The sequence below is a fragment of the Rhodobacteraceae bacterium Araon29 genome (assembly GCA_039640505.1).
Taxonomy (GTDB): domain Bacteria; phylum Pseudomonadota; class Alphaproteobacteria; order Rhodobacterales; family Rhodobacteraceae; genus CABZJG01.
In genome coordinates, this window is sequence record CP046865.1 from 264,012 (window position 1) to 283,882 (window position 19,871).

Annotated in this window: 13 protein-coding genes and 5 pseudogenes; 13 read left to right on the top strand and 5 right to left on the bottom strand. The window is 52.5% G+C overall.

The window, feature by feature from the left end; genetic code table 11:
• Nucleotides 1-98 precede the first annotated feature (98 nt).
• Nucleotides 99-833, bottom strand: coding sequence for a hypothetical protein (locus GN278_01205; protein XAT59565.1), 735 nt, complete (start codon nt 831-833; stop codon nt 99-101).
• A gap of 247 nt (nt 834-1,080) precedes the next feature.
• On the opposite strand from GN278_01205, the gene GN278_01210 reads away from it, so the two are divergent.
• The 6 genes and pseudogenes from GN278_01210 (at nt 1,081) to GN278_01235 (ending at nt 6,209) form a co-directional block, all read left to right on the top strand.
• Nucleotides 1,081-1,344: a DNA-binding protein gene (locus GN278_01210; protein XAT59566.1), complete on the top strand. Its 264-nt coding sequence runs from the start codon at nt 1,081-1,083 to the stop codon at nt 1,342-1,344.
• Between the two features lie 181 nt (nt 1,345-1,525).
• Complete coding sequence (locus GN278_01215) at nt 1,526-2,233, top strand: hypothetical protein (GenBank protein ID XAT59567.1); 708 nt, start codon at nt 1,526-1,528, stop codon at nt 2,231-2,233.
• On the top strand, nt 2,230-4,365 hold the full coding sequence (locus tag GN278_01220) for a DDE-type integrase/transposase/recombinase (GenBank protein XAT59568.1): 2,136 nt from the start codon (nt 2,230-2,232) through the stop codon (nt 4,363-4,365). Before GN278_01215 ends, GN278_01220 begins: the two co-directional genes overlap by 4 nt.
• On the top strand, nt 4,355-5,317 hold the full coding sequence (locus GN278_01225) for an AAA family ATPase (protein ID XAT59569.1): 963 nt from the start codon (nt 4,355-4,357) through the stop codon (nt 5,315-5,317). The genes GN278_01220 and GN278_01225 overlap by 11 nt, the downstream gene beginning before the upstream one ends.
• A gap of 153 nt (nt 5,318-5,470) precedes the next feature.
• Nucleotides 5,471-5,710 (top strand): annotated as a pseudogene (locus GN278_01230) (transposase).
• Between the two features lie 292 nt (nt 5,711-6,002).
• A complete protein-coding gene (locus tag GN278_01235; protein ID XAT59570.1) occupies nt 6,003-6,209 on the top strand; it encodes a hypothetical protein in 207 nt (68 codons plus the stop codon).
• 116 nt (nt 6,210-6,325) lie between these two features.
• Here the strand turns inward: GN278_01235 and GN278_01240 are convergent, their stop codons facing one another.
• Both GN278_01240 and GN278_01245 read right to left on the bottom strand, forming a co-directional pair.
• Complete coding sequence (locus GN278_01240) at nt 6,326-6,493, bottom strand: hypothetical protein (GenBank protein ID XAT62486.1); 168 nt, start codon at nt 6,491-6,493, stop codon at nt 6,326-6,328.
• A gap of 146 nt (nt 6,494-6,639) precedes the next feature.
• On the bottom strand, nt 6,640-7,479 hold the full coding sequence (locus tag GN278_01245) for a hypothetical protein (protein XAT59571.1): 840 nt from the start codon (nt 7,477-7,479) through the stop codon (nt 6,640-6,642).
• 292 nt (nt 7,480-7,771) lie between these two features.
• On the opposite strand from GN278_01245, the gene GN278_01250 reads away from it, so the two are divergent.
• The 6 genes and pseudogenes from GN278_01250 to GN278_01275 all read left to right on the top strand — a co-directional run bounded on the left by GN278_01250 (nt 7,772) and on the right by GN278_01275 (nt 14,550).
• Entirely contained in the window at nt 7,772-8,905 is a 1,134-nt protein-coding gene (locus GN278_01250) for a hypothetical protein (protein ID XAT59572.1), read from the top strand.
• Nucleotides 8,902-11,175 (top strand): hypothetical protein, encoded by a 2,274-nt coding sequence (locus GN278_01255; GenBank protein XAT59573.1) that lies wholly within the window; start codon nt 8,902-8,904, stop codon nt 11,173-11,175. Before GN278_01250 ends, GN278_01255 begins: the two co-directional genes overlap by 4 nt.
• Nucleotides 11,168-12,346, top strand: coding sequence for a patatin (locus GN278_01260; GenBank protein XAT59574.1), 1,179 nt, complete (start codon nt 11,168-11,170; stop codon nt 12,344-12,346). Before GN278_01255 ends, GN278_01260 begins: the two co-directional genes overlap by 8 nt.
• Nucleotides 12,347-12,462: 116 nt before the next feature.
• Nucleotides 12,463-12,854, top strand: a pseudogene (locus tag GN278_01265) (transposase).
• Entirely contained in the window at nt 12,851-13,222 is a 372-nt protein-coding gene (gene tnpB / locus GN278_01270) for an IS66 family insertion sequence element accessory protein TnpB (protein ID XAT59575.1), read from the top strand. Before GN278_01265 ends, tnpB begins: the two are co-directional and overlap by 4 nt.
• Before the next feature lie 113 nt (nt 13,223-13,335).
• Nucleotides 13,336-14,550, top strand: a pseudogene (locus GN278_01275) (IS66 family transposase).
• On the opposite strand, the pseudogene GN278_01280 reads toward GN278_01275, so the two are convergent.
• Nucleotides 14,550-15,736 (bottom strand): annotated as a pseudogene (locus GN278_01280) (IS110 family transposase). The pseudogenes GN278_01275 and GN278_01280 sit on opposite strands and share 1 nt — an antisense overlap.
• A 255-nt stretch (nt 15,737-15,991) precedes the next feature.
• On the opposite strand from GN278_01280, the pseudogene GN278_01285 reads away from it, so the two are divergent.
• A pseudogene (locus GN278_01285) lies at nt 15,992-16,234 on the top strand (transposase).
• 456 nt (nt 16,235-16,690) lie between these two features.
• Here GN278_01285 and GN278_01290 read toward each other — a convergent pair.
• Nucleotides 16,691-19,792, bottom strand: coding sequence for a hypothetical protein (locus GN278_01290; GenBank protein ID XAT59576.1), 3,102 nt, complete (start codon nt 19,790-19,792; stop codon nt 16,691-16,693).
• Nucleotides 19,793-19,871 lie beyond the last annotated feature (79 nt).

Consider the following 19,871-nt stretch of genomic DNA (forward strand, 5'->3'; position numbering starts at 1 on the left):
GAACATACCTTCTGAAAGAGCGGTCGGCATGTATAGCGGTATCTGTGGCGCCACAACATACTTTCCTTTCAGCAGATTTTCATACGCTAGCGGTCGCTTTACTCCTCAGCGAGCTTTGTAATTGTGATGTTATGCTGGGCGTTTAACTGTTTAACAAATTTCCATTGCTCATAGAACAACACCGCTGCTCCGATATACGCAATCGGAACACTGATAATAAAGAAGATCACAGTGACACTAATTGGAAAAATCAGCGGAATATCATACCGCACGTGCAAAACAAAATAGACCAAGTAAAGATGAGCTGCGAGTACAAGCCCATCGGAGATGTCGGGTTTTTTGAGAAATAGGAAACGCTGCCGACGTTCAACGCGAAAGGCGTGAAAGGCATCTACCCGTTTGCGCCAGAGAGACTTAAGAACTGACGCGCCCGATCCAGAATGTATAGTAACAAAAGCGTCCTCATGCGCCGTCGGATCTTCTTGAGTTACCTCATTACCTTCGTGATGGAATGCCTCATCTTGCATAGTTTCAAGACCTTCCTGAGGTCCTGGTGAGGCTTTGGTGGCCATGTCCGTCTCTGTGGTATACGTGCTTGGATCTTCAGCTTTGTTTGTCGGGTGATCGCTGGCGGAATTCGTTTTTGAAGGGTGCCCTTCCACTTCTTCTAAAAATCTATGCCACACCGCGTCAGGTATGGGCAACTTGTGTCGTTCATAGTTGCTGACAGAGCCTCGGCTGATGCCCAAAAGATCAGCAAATCCTTTCTGATTATACCTTTTGATCTCGCGCCATCTTTGCATTTTCTTAATTCTTTTTGAATTATTTTTCATTTTTTTACACCGCATATTCCGACTCTTTGTGTATTTTTGCCTGAATTAAAAGTTGAGTCAAATCAAAGGCTCATCAGCAATTTTGCACAAACTTGCACAATGAAATTAGCAAGCTGATTTACGTCAAACTCCCATAACACATTGATTATAAGCAATTTTATAGAGTTCCCCCTCTTGACTCAGATGGGGTGGACATGATTCGTATATCCGCATCGACGTTAAGTTAATCGCATGTAAGGGGGCGATAATGAGAGAGACTGTTCGCATGAAGAACCGTCACGCGGAGATTAAGTCCAAGCTCGCTCAAAAAGGCAGTTCCTTATCCGTGATTGCGCATAAACTCAAAGTATCCAAGGCGGCGTTGACCCTGGTGTCTATGGGAAAAAGCAGATCAAGCCGGATAGAACAGGCGATTGCAGAGGGGATCGGCATGACGCCGCAAGATTTATTTCCAGAATATTATCAGCCAGCATGGCCCCAAAAAGAGGAGGCTGACATGAAAGACACCTAAAAAATAAAAAGCTTCGAGAGTTGCCGCTCTCAAAGCCTTTTGGATGTATCGAATTTACCTATCGATATCTCCTTCATGACTCATTTGCGAGCATTCGTCAACTTTTGTCTTGGCGCTGTTCTCGCTGTTCTTCAACTCTTTCAGAGGGAGATGTGCGCGTACGACCTGCGCACCACTAGATATGTTTTTTTACAATACCGATCACGATGTTGATACAAAATTGGTTCCTACAGCACAATCCAGAGCGTCGCGCCATCCTCCAAAACGTTCGACGGCCAGCCTGCGCTGCAGTATTGTCAGCAAAACGCAAAGGGACCTGCAACCTCGCATCCGTTTCGCGGAAAGCCGGCTTGAGAGAGATGTGTTCTATCTGCTGAGCACGGATCAAGAGGTCGTGGATATTTGGGATCAACCGCCGGCTCAGATCTATGCGGACCAGTGTGGAAAAATCAGAAAACACACATTTGATTATCTGGCGACCTACCGATCGGGTTGGCGCCTGGCGATCGCGGTAAAGCCATATGCGCGGGTCATCCGCGGGGGCTTTGAACAAAAGCTCGGCCTTATCAGGGCGCAAATGAATTTGGATTTTGCGGATGATATCTCGCTTGTAACGGATCGGGACCTTTGTCCGATCAGGGCGTATAACGCGAAACTTATGTTTTATCAGACCCAAAAGACAACGCCAGAGGCAGAAAATGCTTTGGCAGACGCGCTACCTTTACTCGCGTCAGAAATGACCATTTTTGATTGGATTTATAAGGCGGGTTGCAAAACGGGTGGTTTTGCTGCGGCCTTGCGTTTGATCGCAGGCGGTCATGCCATGCTTATCCGACACGAGCGTCTTTCGCCCCTAAGTGAGGTGATCTCTGCCGGGGCGATCAAATGAATATGCGTTATAAGATCACCTGCCAAGATGCCCTACGGATTAACGGAGAGATTTACCTTGTCCTAAAGAGAACCCGCGATCTTATGCTCATTGCGCCAGAGAGTGCACAGCACGAAGTGCGTGAACTGTCTGAAAGAGATTTGCTATCGGTGTTGGCACGCAAAGATGTTGAGTTCATTGCCAAGTATCTTCCTGTTCCATCTGCTCAAATGACACAGGCTGATAGAAGGCCGTCATGGGCTTCACTTTCGCTACGGGCGAAAACAATAGCCATCTGGCGCTCACATTATTGTAAGGCGTTTTTCAAGGCTGAGGCCGAAGGTTGGGTGTGCCGTCGCGAGCCCTCGATCAATGATGCTTTGGAAGATCTGACAAATACTGTGAACCGCTGTCAGTCCAACATGCAAAGGGGAAATGCTGGCAAACGAGCGGGCAGGGTTTACTCCTTGGCCGATGCGCCTTCTGCGCGCACTTTGCTTGAGTGGGTGCGCCGTTATGAGAACGCTGAGAAAAATGTGTTGTCCTTAGTGCCGTATAATATGTTGAATAAAAAAGGGTGGACGCAGATCTCGTGCGCTGGCGAGCGGATACTGGAGAGGGGCGTGGAGGCATATATGTCCCTGTCACGCCCCTCTTTGTCCTCAGTGGTCCGCGATACGATGCAGACAGCTCTGTACGAGCAAAATGAGCTTCGCGCGAAGATGGGACAAGGCTTGCTGAAGTTGCCTTCACGCTCAAGCTTGCAGCGTCGCATCAAAAACGAGTCAGATTATCGTGTTCATGCGGCGCGATTTGGATTTGCTGCGGCAAATGCTAAATTTGCGCCGGTTCAAAACGGGGTACCTGCGGAAATAGCGCTTGAGCGCTGCGAGATTGATGAATGGATGGTGGATCTTTTTACCTTTGAAGAAATCAAAGATCCCCAGACCAGTGATGTCCCTCAAGCGCGCCGTCTTATGATCTGTGTGATGATGGATTGTGCCACGCGCTGTATCATTGGACTGAGCCATGGGCCTACCGCTTCGCCGCAACTCGCGTTGAGATGCATTCGCATGGCTGTGAGCGATAAGACGGCTTTGGCAAAGGCGCTTGGATGCACTTCTGATTGGTCACAAACGGGTCAAATTTGTGAGGTTTATCATGATAACGGGGCTGGGTTTATAAACCCACTCACCGAGGATGCCTTTGCCCAATTGGGCATCTCTGCTATGTCCACGCCTGCAGGTATTCCGAAACTCCGCGGGCGTATTGAACGTGTCTTTCGGCGGATGATTGAGGACAATTTGCCGTTCTTTTCTGGCCGCAGTTTTGCAAACACCGTTGAACGGGGCGATTATCCGAGCGAAGCTGAAGCCACCCTGAGTGATGAAGAATGGGTCGCAGTTTTGGTGCGTTACATTGTCGACCAATATCATCTTACCCCCCACAACGGTTTGGATGGCAAAATACCAAAGGATGTTTGGACCCAAGCAGCCAAGGCTCAGACGATTGCTCCACCCCCAAGCGCAGCCACGCGTCGGATGGCCTTTGGGACAAAGGCAAGCTATCGCCTTAGCCGGCGTGGGTTTGTTATTCTGGGGATTGCCTATCTGGACAAAAGACTGGCAGAGGAGTTTCGGGACCATTCTAACGCAAAAAGACACGTCCTTATTGATCACGATGATCTAACGGCCATCTCATGGTATGACGGGCATGTCTGGCGTACTGTTGTGAGCGAAAACAAAGAGTGCCATGGCGTGTCTTATCAAGAATGGCGCGATCAAATTTGGGAGATACGATCCAAAAACCGTGAGGCCGCAGAAGTGTATCTGCCGACTATACGTCGCGCTATCGAAGACCGGCGGCGTCTCTCTCTTGAGGCCAAGGCACGGCGCGCGCCGCGCTCTTTGGAATTTGACAAAGACATATTGGCCAAAGCGGAAGCAGATCTCTTTCTCGGTCTAACGTTTGTGGCAGGTGAAACGGGTCAATCCTCCTTAATAGAGAGCGAACCTGCCTACCCTGAGAATCCGTTCGGCCGCATCATTGCCCCGATTGCAAAGGACACGCCTCAGGACGCTCAAGATGCGCCAGCTGTGCCTAAACAATCCATAGAGGCACAAAAGGTTACATGGAGATTGGATGATGAATGAAGACCTTCATGCGCTCTCACGCAAGCTCAACCGCTATTTTGTCAAAACGCCGCTTTATGATCAGTTTTATGAAGCCGTCTCCGAATGTATTGCACAGCGCCGCTCTGATTTAGCGGCGGGATATGTGGGTGAATATGACGGGTTTGTCCTTGTTGGGCCCTCAGGGAGCGGAAAATCCACATTGATTGACAAAGTACTTGCAGAGCTTTCACCCCCGAGTGAGGATGCAAGGCTTGAGGTCGCACAATTGACGGTACCATCCCCCGCAACGCTTAAGGAATTGGGTCGAAAAACCGCAAGGACACTTGGATATCCAATCTCAGGAAATGCCACTGGGCCCGTCATATGGGATCTTGTGAAGTTCCATGCACAAGAGCGCGGCACGATTATGATCCATTTTGATGAAGCCCAGGACATTGCTGTAACACAGACCAAAATGAGCGATCCAAACACGCCACTTGTGTTTAAAAACGAACGGGAATGGCAAGCGGTGATCAATACGCTCAAGTCCTTGCAACAAAACAAGTCCTGGCCGATTACGCTGGTCTTGTCCGGTGTCCCCATTCTCAAACAGGTGGTGAACAAAGACGTTCAACTTATGCGTAGGCTCAAAGCTTTTGAAATCCCAAAACTCGTTCCAGCCACAGATCGGAGGAATATCGAGGCGGTTTTGCGCAAATATATCGCCACTGCTGGCATTATGGCGCAGGAAGATCTGTTTGGTGACCTCTTCATCGAACGTCTCGCCCATAGCGCAAATTACAATCTCGGCACGCTCATCAAGCTCACCAAAGACGCAATCCTGACAAGTCTTAAAACAGACCCAAGCACACCTCTTGCCACACCCCAATTCGCCGCAGCCTACAAAGCCAAAAACGCCACCTCAGACCCCTTTAACCCATTCCTTGCACCAAATTTCCTCAACATCGATACAACAATAGCATGGTCCTGAAAAAAGCACGCCAAAGGCGCTATAACGCAAGATCGAAACAAAGATGTTAGCTAACCTTTATGTTCAGAGTAACCGTCTGGTCTCCCCCCTCTGACGCTTTTTGGGATGGCTTGATAATGTCCACCATTGGTAGTGGACATCTTGGGGTGCTCTATGGCGGGCAAGAAGGGTCAGAAGAAGCGGTTTTGGTCTGACGATGAGAAGCATTCGATCTGTGGGCAGGCACGGGTGGCAGGCGTTTCGGTGGCGCAGGTAGCACGCCGGTATTCAATGAATGCCAATTTGATCCACAAGTGGCTTCGCGACCCTCGGTTTGCCGCTGATGTTTCGGATGACGGTCTGGAAATTGGTGAAGTGTCGGCCTTTCTGCCTGTGGAGATTGAGGGCGTGGTTTCTTCGTCAGGGATGTCCCAGGATGGAATTTCGGCGTCGGTCGCAACCGGGCCTGGCTCTTTGCGTCCGCGAAAATATCGCTAGATTGCACAATCATCCTGGCATTGAAAATCTACGCTCGGCATCTTATGCTGCCGCTCAGTTCTTTAAGCCCAAGGGTTACTTATGCTCGGATGACGTTTCCGCTTAGTGCACCAAACAGTCTGACATTCCGTCGGACATGGGACAGGTGTGTGCAAAGAAAGGAAGCAAAATGTGCAATACAAGACGGGCTTATCTTCTCAGACAAAAAGTGAATGTCGAAGATCTGGGCGAGATGGGGCAAATATTGCTCGAAAAGGCGGAGCATTGGCTGGTACCAATATTTAAAAACGGCGAAGCGGTGGCAATGGTCGTCGAAATAAAGAGATTTGACCGCGATTGGGAATTCAAAGGCGAGCCAAGGAAGAAACAAAATGAGGGGTTTGACGGCGAGCTGCTCAAAGCGTTGAGGAAATAACTAGGGCGAGTATTTATGTCGATGGCTGTACGCACTACAAGGACAGTAGCGCGTACAACCACTCTTTAAAAAAGTCCGAGTTTTGCGTGTAGTGAAGTCTGGTAAACGTTAGTTTATCAGCCCAGCTTCGCGGCAGCTCTTGCCAGATCGCGGATATCATTCCACTTCCTGGACTGTACCAACTGTGATAGAGCAACCCGACTTCCCCCGGTGCAAAACACGTTTTCCAGACCAAGATATCTGGCTGCGTTAGTCGGGGTGACGCTACCTATCGGGCAAACCAGTTGTTAAAACTCAACTAGTTTTGCCTTATGGACATCAACCTTACCTCAACGGCGGAAAGTGTGAATTCGCCGCTTTGCAGCGAGAACTTTATTGTGCCGCAAAAGCGGACCTTCAAAGTCGAGCAGTTCAGGCAGCTGATGGCAAATCACGCCACCATGTTCAGCCTTACGTGTCCTCCGCCGCCTTTCGACAACTCAAATCGCATGGATGCGTCACTGCGGGTCGTCAGGACACGCCTGAGCTTTCCGTCGTACTCTATGCCGCGGGCATATTTCCGATACTCCGCGACGGTCTCTTGGGATTGATAGCCGAGGTGTTGATCGGAAATGATAACGGCTTGAATGCTCTGGCAGAGGGAAAGCGCAGGGTGGGATAGTCCATTTTCTCGACCGTGGTGTGAGGCGACGAAGAGCGTCACGTCGCTGAGGTCTCTACGAAACGCTGGGTTAGACAGGAGCGCCTGCCATCCAGCTTTTTCCATGTCACCAGGGAAAACAATCTTGTGACCGCCACAGGACACAAACACCACCATGCTGAGGTTGTTTGAATCCAGAAAGCCACCATAGGGTCCATAAGAATTGTAGTATGTGCGAAAGACCGTATCGCCAAAGTCCGCCTCGTCCAGCAGTGTTGGCGGTCCCCCTATGAAGACTCGCTGAATGTTCTGGGCCATTGTGCGAACGCCGGGCCCCATGCCGTTTTGTGATTTCAGAGCATAAAGTTCCGACACGCCAACCGTTGGGTTTCTGACAAGCGTTTGGATGTACACATGTGTTTGCAGATCGCGGATGCCTGAAACATGGTCCTCGTCAAAATTCGTTATGAACAAGCGGTCCAAGAAATCGACTCCCTTGTTGGCCAAGGCCGTCCCAGGATACCACCCTGTGGTTGCGTTGTGCCCACAATCAATCAGAGCACGCCGTCCATTGCTGGTTGTTACTAGGGCGCATGCACCGTGTTCGACATCAAAAATCTCAAGCAGCATCGGATTGCCCACAATATGTGCGATTCGGATTCGCACCGTACACGATATCTGGGAGGATCGGGACTCAATTTGGATTCCCGGCGAGAATCTTTGCCTTTCTGAGTGATTCAATGGAAGCGATTTTTCCCGCAATATCTGGGGGATACCGGACTCAACATCCAAACATATATTGGTTGCCGCCTGATATAGTTGAGCGAGGCAATCGCATCGACTATTATTGGAACAAAATAGAAACTTGGCCGATTCGAAGGGGGGCGTGTTTGTCAGGTTCATTCAACCTAGGAGATTCGACGTGTTTGACGAACCCAAGTTTCATTTCTGGAAGGTCGGTACCGGCGATAGCACCAGCATAGTCATCAAAGAGGATGTCGTCCTCCAAGTTGATCTGAACGACAACGCCTCGGATGACAACGATAACGTGGCGATCGTCGACACACTTGTTGAGGAATTGCCAGAAAAGGACGGTAACCCCTATTTGTCTGGCTTTGCTTTGACGCACCCGGACCAAGATCACATCAAGGGATTTAAAGATCTCTTGGACCAAGTCACCATCGGCGAGCTTTGGTTCACGCCCGGTGTGTTCAATGAGTACAAAAAAGATCTTTGCGAGGACGCCGTCGTGTTTCAAGACGAAGCAATGCGCCGCGTAAAGCTTGCTATTGAGAAGGGTGCCGAGCTTGATTCAGGTGAACGAATTCGCATCGTGGGCTATGATGACCTTCTCGAAACTGATGAATTCAAAGGTTTTCCAACCGAGCTTCTGAGCGGCGCAGGCCAAGCTGTCACAGAACTCGATGGCGAGGATTTAGACGGGGAGTTTCGCGCCTTCATTCACGCGCCGTTCAACGATGATGAAGAGCATGATCGCAACGATACAAGCCTCGCAATGCAAGTGGTCCTTGGTGATGACCCATCCAAAGGAGGTGCACTCCTCTTTGGAGACATCAGCTATCCGGTCATTCGGAGAATTTTTGATGAAACAAAGGCCCACGAAAATGAGGAGTCCTTGGCTTGGAAGGTTTTCCTTGCGCCGCATCATTGCAGCAAATCCGTTATGTACCAAAGGGAAGATGGCACGGAGGTGAGGAAGCAGGACATCTTGGATGATCTCGATGATGCCCAAGTCGGTGAGGGGTATATCGTCTCGAGCAGCGAACGCGTCCCAACCTCAAACAAGAAGGGGGACAACCCGCCTCATGCTATAGCGAAAGACCGATACGAAGAGGTCGCAGGAGGTGACTTTCTCTGCACTGGCGAAGATTCAGGTAAGGCCTCGGGACTGACCTTTACAAGCTCAGATGGGGATATCGAGTTTGACGGTGAGTCCGAACAAAGCGCCGAAGCTGTGGACAAAGTTGGTGCCGCCGTTATTGCGGGGCGGGGCTCGGACGAACCTCCGACGGATGATGTAGGGTTTGGCCATTGAGCCGATCCTCAGGCCAGCAACTGGCCTTCGACCAAATTGAGGAAATCAGTGCTCTTTCCGATAGAGCCATCAGCATTGTGGACGTCGTTGAACCCGCAGATGACAGCCCTCGACTAAAAGTTACGATTTCCCTTTCGACGCGTCATCACGCGCGCGCGGATGGTGGTTTGCCTGTCCGTAAACGCGAGCGGGTCATCCTATCCATCCCCGGCAACTTTCCTCGCGACTATCCATGGGTCGATCTCCCTCACAAACGGTTCGCCGGCTACAGCCACGTTCAGTGGACAACGCATGTTTGTCTTTACCGTTCGCCGGATGTTGAGTGGTTGCCCAGGGATGGCATGTACGGATTCATAGATCGGTTGAACAAATGGTTTGGTGCGGCAGCTCTCGGGGAACTCGATCCGGATGATGCTCCACTGCATCCACCGGTCGTCAGTCCTTCCGGAAACTTCCGAATTGTTGTGCGCGAGAACACCCCAACCTTTGACGGTAAGCGCTGCTGGATCGGCACAGCCGAACTGAAGCCCATTCACGACACACGTTTCGATCTTATCCAGTGGCGGCACGCGGCAGACAGCATCGATGCTGGCTCGATCGCTGCGGCAACCATACTTCTCAATGACCCATTTCCGATGGAGTACCCCAACTCTGTGCGGGCCTTGGTGAAGCAGCTCGAAACGCATGGCCTTAAGCTTGTCGATCTCTATGTGGTGATGACATCGCAACTTGCATCGCTCGGTTTGGATCAGCCCTTGTTTGTTGTCCTTGGGACTCCAATGCGACGACGGGATCCTAATGGTCCATTGCGACAGCATCTGGCGATCTGGCGGATCAATGCCGAAGCGGTGACCGCATTACGGGCAATTCAGGCGGGCGGTGACAATCGCGATGATGCAATAGAAGCCTTTGTCCAATGGAGTTTCGATGCGAGTGTGGAATGGTGTCGCGTCGACGAAGCGCGCGAAGAAGTCACGCTCAGCCGAGATACCGGGAGCGCAATGACTTCTGCCCGCGGCAAACGGATCTTGCTCTTGGGATGCGGCGCACTTGGTTCCCATGTAGCTGATACTTTGGTTCGGGCTGGCGTCGCCTCCATCAAGATTGTCGACAAGGCGATCGTCACTTCGGGTGTTCTCGTTCGACAGCAATACAATGATGCTGAAATCGGTCACGCAAAGGCATCGGCCACCCGAGATCGGCTCCAAAAGATTGCACCTCATTGCGATGTTACTATCGGTTTTGAGGACCTCAAATACGGCGTGCTCTCAAAACTCGGGCGCGACTTTGACGTGATCATCGATGCCACTGCATCCCGGGCTGTGGCAGAAGCTTTGGAAGAAGACCTAAGGAACGACCCAGCCGCCCCGTCAATCCTAGCGATGTCGGTTAGCGCACGCGCGCAATTTGGACGGGTCGTCGTACGTCGCTCGCCTGTTACTGGCGGACCCAAATCTATCATTCGGAATGCTCAGATCGCTTGTTTCAGCAACCCTACCCGCGCAAAGCTTGCCCGTGCATTTTGGCCGCAGCCCGGAAAGGTCGATCTGTTCCAACCAGAGCCGGGGTGTTCAGAGCCAACTTTCCAAGCCTCAGCTGCCGACATGGCCTACCACGCGGCTGGTCTCGTCAACCTTGGTTTCAAGGAGTTGGCGAATGAAGAACGCGCTGGTTCCCTTGTTGCGTTTCTTCCCAACGTAACCAGCGAAGAGACACCAAAGCTCGCGCGACTAAACCTATTGGACCCGATCCGGCACAAAGAACGAAACCATGGGCATGATGTGTTCGTCTCCCAAGCCGCGGCGAAAGGCATCGCCGCCGAAGTATCACGAGCATCCAGAACTCTCGGACCTGATGTCGAAACCGGGGGTCTTATGTTCGGCGAAATTGACGACAGTCTTGGGCTGTTGCACCTGGACGCTGTCACTGGTCCCCCGCCAGATTCCGTCCACTCTCCTAAACTATTCCTTTGTGGTACGGATGGGACGCGCGAAAGAAGCGAACTCGAAAAGCGCAGAAGCGGCGGCGCATCGCGCTTCATCGGCATCTGGCACACCCATCCAGTGTCTCCCCCGAACCCAAGCGACGTGGATCTTGGCGCGATGCAGAACATCCTGCAGATCAGCAAAACTCCGCCCAGACATACGGTCATGCTCATCATTGGACATGCCTCAACTGATCCCGAATGGGGCATATATCTCTACCGACGCGGGGAGCTCGATTTTGGGCCAAGACGGGTGCGGATCGTTGTGAGGTCACGATATGTCTGAAGACCCTCTCAAGATTGGGCTCGCTCTTTCTGGTGGGGGCTCCCGTGCCATAGCATTCCATTTGGGATGCATGCGTGCGCTCCATGATCGCGGTCTCCTTGAGCGCGTCTCGGTTGTGTCCTCGGTATCTGGCGGCAGCGTCATTGCAGCGCTATGGGCATACTCAGACGACTCATTTGAGGACTTCGAGGGTCGTGTACTCGATGTCTTGCGCCGGGGTTTGGTCAAAGGGATTGTTCGCCATACCCTATTTTCAAGCGAAACCTTACTCATTCTGGGAACCCTGGCCACATCAGGTATGACCATGCTTGCTGCAAACATACTGAATGTACTCAGCTTTCTTCTGAGCAAGGTCGGTTGGCGAGAAAATCCCTTTGGAACGATGGCGGCTTGGTTGGCGCAGACCTTCCGCCGCTACGCCAGCCGTTCAACGGCCTTTGAAAGACACCTCCGCACATCGCATTTTGGAGACACTCGGATGAGCGAGGTCAGTCGTGATGGGTTGAACGTCGTGATCAATGCATCCGAGCTTCGCACCGCCACGGCCTTTCGTTACGGATCAAAGGAAACCGGATGCTGGAGACTTGGAACCACGGTGGGGGCTTCGCCACATGTTTCACAAGCTGTGGCGTCCTCTGCCGCATTTCCTGTCCTCTTGCCGGCCTTTGATCAAACTCTTGAATTCGAAAAGTCGGGTCGGACAGCAAAAAAACGAGTGCTTCTTTCCGACGGCGGAGTTTACGAAAACCTGGGAATTTCATGTCTCGTCCCAGGACGATCCCCAAAATACTCAACCAACGTCTTTGAGTGTAACTTCATCATCAGCTGCGACGCAGGCCACGGTCAACCAGTCGGCGACGACCTTGTCTACAATTGGGGCGGTCGCATGAATGCCGCAGTGAACTCAATTTTCCGCCGAGCGACGAACCAGGGCTATTCTCTGCTGCATGATCTGGAAGAAAGCGAACAGATTACGGGCTTTGTGCTACCTTACCTTGGGTTGCAAGACAAAGGTCTTCCCCATAGGCCATCTGATCTCATTACCCGCGATCAAGTGAAAGACTACCCTACCGATTTCTTCTCGATGTCGGAAGAGGATATTGCGCTTCTTTCCGGTAGGGGAGAGCAGCTCACACGTTTGCTGATTGAGCACTATCACCCCGCGCTGTAGGTAGACCAAGGTGCATTGTCTGGCCTTGCTCGTAACCGTCTGGTCTCCCCGCTCTGACGCTTTTGTGGATGGCTTGATAATGTCCACCATTGTTAGTGGACATCTTGAGGTACTCTATGGCGGGGAAAAAGGGTCAGAAGAAGCGGTATTGGTCTGACGACGAGAAACATTCGATCTGTGCGCAGGCGCGGGTGGTAGGCATTTCTGTGGCGCAGGTCGCAAGGCGTTATTCGATGAATGCCAATTTGATCCACAAGTGGCTTCGCGACCCTCGGTTTGGGGCTGATTTTTCGGATGATGCTCTGGAGATTGATGAAGTGCCAAGCTTTCTGCCTGTTGAGATTGAGGGGTGGCTTCATCCCTGGCGTCAGAGCCCCCACCGGCGCTGGAGGCTCCTCTGTCGGCGCAGCGTGTTGATATCACTTTGTCGGATGGTCGGCGTATATTGGTGGAAGGTGCGACGGCATTGCCTGCTGTTTTGGCTTTGGTCGAAGGATTGATGGTTTGATCCCGGTTCCGGCACAAACGAAGATATGGCTGGCGGCTGGGGTGACGGACATGCGCAAGCAGTTTAATGGTCTTTCCGCACTGGCAGAAGCTGTGTTGAAGCAGGACCCGTATTCGGGTCATCTGTTTGTGTTTCGAGGCCGGTGGGGCGACTTGATCAAGATTATATGGTGGGACGGCCAGGGGGCGTGCATGTTTTCCAAGCGTTTTGAGAAGGGCAAATTCGTTTGGCCCAGTGCTAAGGACGGTAAGATCAGCGCGACACCTGCGCAACTGTCGATGCTGTTGGAGGGGATTGACTGGCGTATGCCAAAGCGGACATGGCAGCCTTTGGCGGCTGGCAATTTAACAACAAATTCAGCGGTGTAGGATTCCCATTTGTACGCCTATCCGCTATAGGATCGGCAATGCTGAAAGACCTTGATATCACCCCGGATGACCCCGCTGAACTCAAGGCCGTGAACCGACTTTTGGCGGCTGAAGTCAAGGCGCAAGCGCTGCAAATTGAGAAGCTCAAGCACCAGCTTGCAGGGCATCAGCGGCATCGGTTCGGGTCAAAAGCGGAATCGGCTGACCAGCTTAATTTGCAGCTTCAGTTGGAAGAGGAAGAAACCGCCGCCGCGCGAACTGCACCGCCGGAAGAAGCCTCTGCCCCAGAGCCGAAGCAAATACCAAAGCGCAAGCCGCTGCCCCCAACTCTGCCGCGCAATGAGCAGGTTCTGAGCCCTGGCGAGACCTGTAAATGCGGCGGCGATTTGCGCACCATCGGCGAGGACGTGACCGAAGAGCTGGATTATATTCCTGGGCGCTTCATCGTAAATCGCATCGTCCGGCCCCGGATGGCGTGCACGTGTTGTGAACGGATCGTTCAGGCACCGCTGCCATCGCGCCCGATTGAGCGCGGTCGGCCCGGCGCTGGTCTTTTGGCGCATGTGTTGGTCAATAAGTACGCAGATCACCTTCCGCTTTATCGCCAATCGCAGATATTTGGCCGCGAGGGAATTGATCTGGACCGGTCCACACTGGCGGGTTGGGTTGGTCAGTCCTCAAAGCTACTGGAACCTCTGGCCGATGCCATCGGGCGGCATGTTCGTCAGGGACAAGCTATTTTCGCGGACGATACGCCGATCAAAATGCAGGCCAAAAAGAAATGCGCAACCGCACGCATCTGGACTTATGTGCGTGACGGGCGGCCTTGGGCCAGCGGTGATCCCCCGGCGGCTTGATATAAGTTCAGCACGGACAGGCAAGGCAAGCATCCCACCGATCACCTTAGCCAGTACAAGGGATGGATCCATGCAGATGGCTACGCTGGGTTCAACGACTTGTTCGCCAAGGATGAGGTTCATGAGATGGCCTGCATGGCCCATGTCAGGCGCAAATTTGTCGATATCTTCCAGTCGCAGCAATCACAGATCGCCGAAGAAGCCATCAAACGCATCGCGCTTCTCTACAAGGTCGAAAAGGCCGCCCGTGGAAAGCCGCCCGAAGAACGGGTCGCCCTGCGCCAACGCGACGCCAAACCGGTCTTTGATGAATTGGAAACCTGGCTGGATGCCCAGCTAAATCGCATCTCGGGCAAATCCGAACTGGCCAAAGCCATCCGCTATGCCCTCGGCCGCATGAAGAAAATGCGCGGTTGTCTGGAAAATGGCTTTCTGGAATTCGACACGGATGTTGTTGAACAGCCCCTTTTTTAGGTTTCTTTGGGTTTTGGCGGCTTTTCTCGCCAAGCTTCTACCAGCTTGGCATAGGCGGCCTCGGCGTTTGCGACCAGTTCCATTTCTCGGTGTCGCAGTTCCTTGATCTAGTAATCCCGACCGGGTCCTGCTTTTCCATGTGCTTTTGGCTCACCTGCCCGCAATTCCAGCTTGCGCATCTTCATCGCCACAAAGGCAGGGCGTGCCCATTGGTAGGGTTCTTCTTTGGTAAGAAGGTGCCAGATCAGATTTGCGATCTTCCGGGCAGTCGCAACTGCAGCGACGTTTGCCCCTTTCCTGTCTTTGACGCGTAGGAAGAAGGCCCTCAGAGGACCCGGACGGAAGCTGCGCCCCAGGCGGCTTCGATCAGTATGGTCCGGGCGGTCGCGTTCCCCTGTTTTGAGATACGCCCATGGATAGCGCCGCGTTCTCCAGACTGGCGCACCCGCGGTGTCAGGCCGAAGTAGCTGGCGAGTTTCTCGGGCGATTGAAAGCGACTGATGTCACCGATTGATGCAATGACGGCTGTTGCGATCACCGAACCGATGCCTGCCACGCTCATCAGCTTGCGCGTGCGATCATCGTCAAGCGACATCCGGATTAAAACCTTTTCGAGGTCTTCAAGCTTGGTGGTTAGCCAATCAAGCTCGTCTAAATGACGGCCCAATAGATCACGCTCCTGTTTTGGAAGCGGCACTTTACTAAGCCATTTCCGCCCGCCCTTGCCAAACAGATGCCCAGCATATTTAGGGACAAGATTGGCATGCAGAATGGCTTGAACACGGCTCTTCACACGACGGATCGAACGCACCGTTGCATCACGCTCTGAGACAAGACGTCGAAGGTGCAGCGTGTCATCGTCAGCCGCCCAAACCTCTGGCAAAAAACCAGCCGCATGCAATTGCGCAAGGATTTTTGCATCGACTTTGTCCGTCTTTACCCGCGCGTGTGCGATGGCCTTCACCTGCAAAGGGTTGGCGATGATCACGCGCTTTACAAAAGGCGTCAGCAATCTAACAATTGCCGACGTGTTCCCAGTCGCCTCAAGGACCACTTCATCCCCTGACTGCAGGCTTTGCCCGAAAGCGACAACGGCATCATGCTCCATGTCGATCCTGAAGCTCTGGGTGATTTGCCCGCTTTCAAAGACGGCAACCTGAGCAAAGCTTCGGTGCACATCCATTCCAATTGATCGCATACTGAACTCCTCATTTGTTGTCATAAGGAGTGCACGGGCGTGTACGACATCTACGGATACGCGCTCGCGGCGCAGACGGGCTGGTCGCAGGGGCGGCCAGATAACAACACGAGCTCGCAGCTCATTGTCTAGTCGGCCTGCCCGCTTCTTCGCACTCCGACGCCCCGATCCCGCTAGACCTGCTTACCATGACATTTGTAAAACAAGGGCATAAATCGAAGCGTCTAAGTCACCATGCCCGATAATAATTCAGCCGAGCGTTCAATTCGCTGCGTGGCTTTGGGCCGCAAAAATTTCCTCTTTGTGGGCTCCAAAGGTGGCGGTGAGGCCGCGGCCATCGCCTATACCCTGATCGAAACTGCTAAATTGAACGGCATCGATCCCCAAGCCTGGCTCACATGGGTCCTTGCCCAAATCGCCAACCACAAAATCACACGTCTGAACGAGCTCATGCCCTGGCGTTACGCTGCCAAAGCAGCGTAACAGAGCTGACCAACCCGCGCCAGAGCCCCCAGACCAAACGGGTACGAAGAGTGTAAAATTCAATTCATCGATGGCGATGCCATTGACGGGGAGTTAGCCGACGCCATCGGTGTCAGTCAGGCCCTGCACGCACGAAGCGCTTCAAACGGCAAGATCTTTTGGTGATTACGATTTAGACTGACATTGCGCCAAACAGGAAAGCTTCTGATAGCTTAGCCGGGATGAACCGTATGTTGCGCGTCCAGCAGGCGTTTACCGCCATCCACGCAGATCATCTCAAAACAGTCGGCTGTAAGGCCGCGCTTGTACAGTGGGATAAGTCCAACCGGGGAAACGGGAGCCACAGCGTTCAACCGATTTGTGCAGCAGAGCCATCCAAAATAGATCAGACATGTTCACCGTCCGTTTTTCGACCCACGAAGCGCACGGAAAACCGGAAATTAATGCATGCTGCTCCTAGTTGAATCCCATCTGTTCAACAAAAGCCTGACCGAGCCTAGTGCTGCCATCAGCTGCAAACAACGTAGCAGCTCCTTCGTAAAAGCTAGAGAGTTGCCCCGGAAGAACATTCTCACAGTTTGCGACATCTGCCTTCAAAATGACCTCCGACGGGAAGCCGGGCACATTTAGATCCGAGCTGAATGCAATCTGCCATGCCGATGCATAGGTAATACCGGTGACGTCAGATGTCCAATGCGGAGAGTCATCAGGATGCTTGGTGTCGAGAATATTGATATCGAAATCCCACATGTCCGACCCAATCTTAGGTTGAAGTCGCCAAGGTGCTATCGGATCGCTTCTGTCGCCGAGATCCATGCCACGAGGTAGATAAAGATTGCCGAACCCTGCAATAGGTCCACAACCTAGAGCAGATCCACTTTGCCATTGTTTAGCCTTTTGTTTCCAAAAGACGGCGAGCGCCATGGAGTATCCGCTGTCAAAGGTCAGGGCGATCCAGTTGCCGCAGTAAAGAGGCTGGGCTGCCCCGACATGCGACAACGCGGAGATAATGCCCTCTACCTTAGACAACGTCAGCGGGCTTCTTATTTGGTGTGAAGCTTCTTTTTCAGCATGGATCATCTGTCGATCCATCCAAAGCGTCCCTTCTGTAATCTGGTGGCTTGCATCTCCGACCTCAATCCAACCACTCTCAATTTCCAACCGCGGCTGAGCGCATTCATACGAGAGGTTATGAAAACTGGTACTGATTTTGCCAAACATGCCTGGACCGACATAGCCATTATCCCCCTCCATCACAGCACCGCGTGTATCCCGTAACCGCAGAGCCAGGTTAAAGTTAGCACCGCTTGAGTTCGCAGGAGGTGTGCCGTCTGACGTGGATTGGCTGCGCAAGAACCCTGCACCGCTAGAGCGCAGGATATAGGTTGCCCCTTGTTGTCCGACTTTTGGAGGCATGGTACCAACTTGCGCTGCGTTGCCGGCCCCAGTGTAGTCCATGGAAATATAGGCGTTTGCCGCCCCCGCGAGCTTCGGTGACTGCTTGCTGGGGTCGGTGATTTGAATCTCTGGTTTGAAGAACGCCGAAAAACTGTTGTTCTGCGCGTAGGGAAGGGCAAACGAAACTTTTGAGTCCGTGATTTCGGCTCGGCGGGCAGCTCCAAATCCATAACCCTGCGCAAAAAGGTAGTTATCTTTTGATCCGTCCGAAGATGTCTCTCGCCAACCGATGCCAATTGCAGATCCATTGAGGTTTTGAGGGATCAGTTGCCCAGTTTCGACTGTGTTCCGGATGATTTCTACTTGAACCGAAAAGGTCTGTCCTGTCTCAGATGTCACCGTTCCTACATAGTACCACCACTCGCTATCGAACTGCGGCGCCATTGAGTAAAGCCCGGGCAGCGAAATGCCCGGAACGTCGCCAATGTGGGTCGTATGCCTTGGCGGGAACGCGACGGAGGTTTGGTGAAAGTCAAATACTTCGGCCAACCCATTTGGCAGCTCCGACGGAAAAAGCTCCATTATTTCGATGTGTGTACGGTCATTTCGTATGGTTTTCTGAACCGGCATACCCGTCGGCGATTCCGAAGCGCGGTTCATGACCAGCACACGGGTTGCGTCTACCGGTTGTACCAATCCGGCGATTTCACACTCGAACGTCTCACAAGCCAACCATTCGGCATTCTGGTGCCTCCAACTGTCAAAACCTACCTGACACGCTGTTGCCAAACACGCAGTGTAAGTCACGTTCTTGGCGCCACGTGCCGCCAATTCCCCACGCGGATCTGGCGCCCAGCCAAAACCGATCCCCAACCCAACTTTGGCTGATGGCGCAAGCGATGCATCTCGGACGACAACGTTGAATACGGCACAATCTTCAATCAGATGGTTTTCGCCCCACAGGCTTATGCCTGCTGCCTGTAGGTCTTGAGGACAAATGGCCTCAATACGCTTGATCACTACACTTTTGAGAACAATATTGTCGCCATAGACCTCGAGCCCTGTCGCCTTTGCGCCAGTATTGGTCTGATTTCCATCAATGACGTTTGTGGCTTCAAACCCAGTCACCGCCGCTTCATTCACCAAGTACAAAGACATTCCATGGCAGTCGTCGCTGCTGCCGTAGATATCCTGCGCCGAGCAATTCTCAGACAGAATGCCTGTGACATGGGTTGGACAGAATCCCAAGACCGTGCGCCCTGGCGCATTGGAAAACCCCAGGAAATTCGAACGAAGGTTTTTGGCGTGACAGTCAATCAGGTTAAGTCCGGCGGTCAACGTGGCTGCATGGCCTGTCGCCACTCCATCATAGTTATGCAGGTCTTGAACCGTGCAATAAATGGCCGTAGCCTCCACGCAGCCGACGAACAAGATACCAAAAACCAACTCACACAACCCTTGAATCTGGTTGATCTGACAATCACAAAGCGTTGGTCCAACGGACAGGGCAACTGCAATCCCTACGACGCAGCCGTTAAGGTTGTCGAGCGATGTTCGCCCAGTGTCAGCAACGTTTAGTTTTCTAATCGATAAACCTTCAGTCAATAGTGCCGTCACACCATAGCCCGAGGCTCCCTCAATTTTGCCATTAAGAATGGTAACGGAGGTCGCAACAAGCGAAACAAGCTCGCCCGCTAAATAGAGGAAGTCACACAGGCTCTCTCCTCGGAGCGCGGCGTCAACTATGTCAAGATGGGCGCCATTTGCGCTGTGAGCGAGTTTGTTGATCGCAATACCAGTAGTTGGAAACTCGGCAACCGGGGGTAGTTGAATCGACAAGGTATGATTGTTTAGATCTATGGTAACGTCGTTCGCAGCAATGGTAATGGCCGCGCCCGCTTCTTTAGGTGTCCAAGTTATATCTTGTGACAGAATATAGGTTCCGGGCTCGGTGATCACCAAGCCTTCATCCGGGATCTCAACTATTTCCTTCTTGGTCGCTACGATCGGCTTGACCGGCCCACGCGATCCCAGTGAGTGCGCGAACTGAGGGGCAAGTCGCAAACGTTGGGGCCAGGTTTTTAGAGCCAAACCCTCGAAACTAGGCGAGCCTGAAAAGCCTGCTCCGCTAAGAGCGCTATGAATCTTCTGAATGCTCATCCGATATTTCCCAAGTAATGTTGTCTTGCACTGAGTTTGCGCGTTTTCGTGGGCGTTTTCAACCCTGACGGTTGCGGCG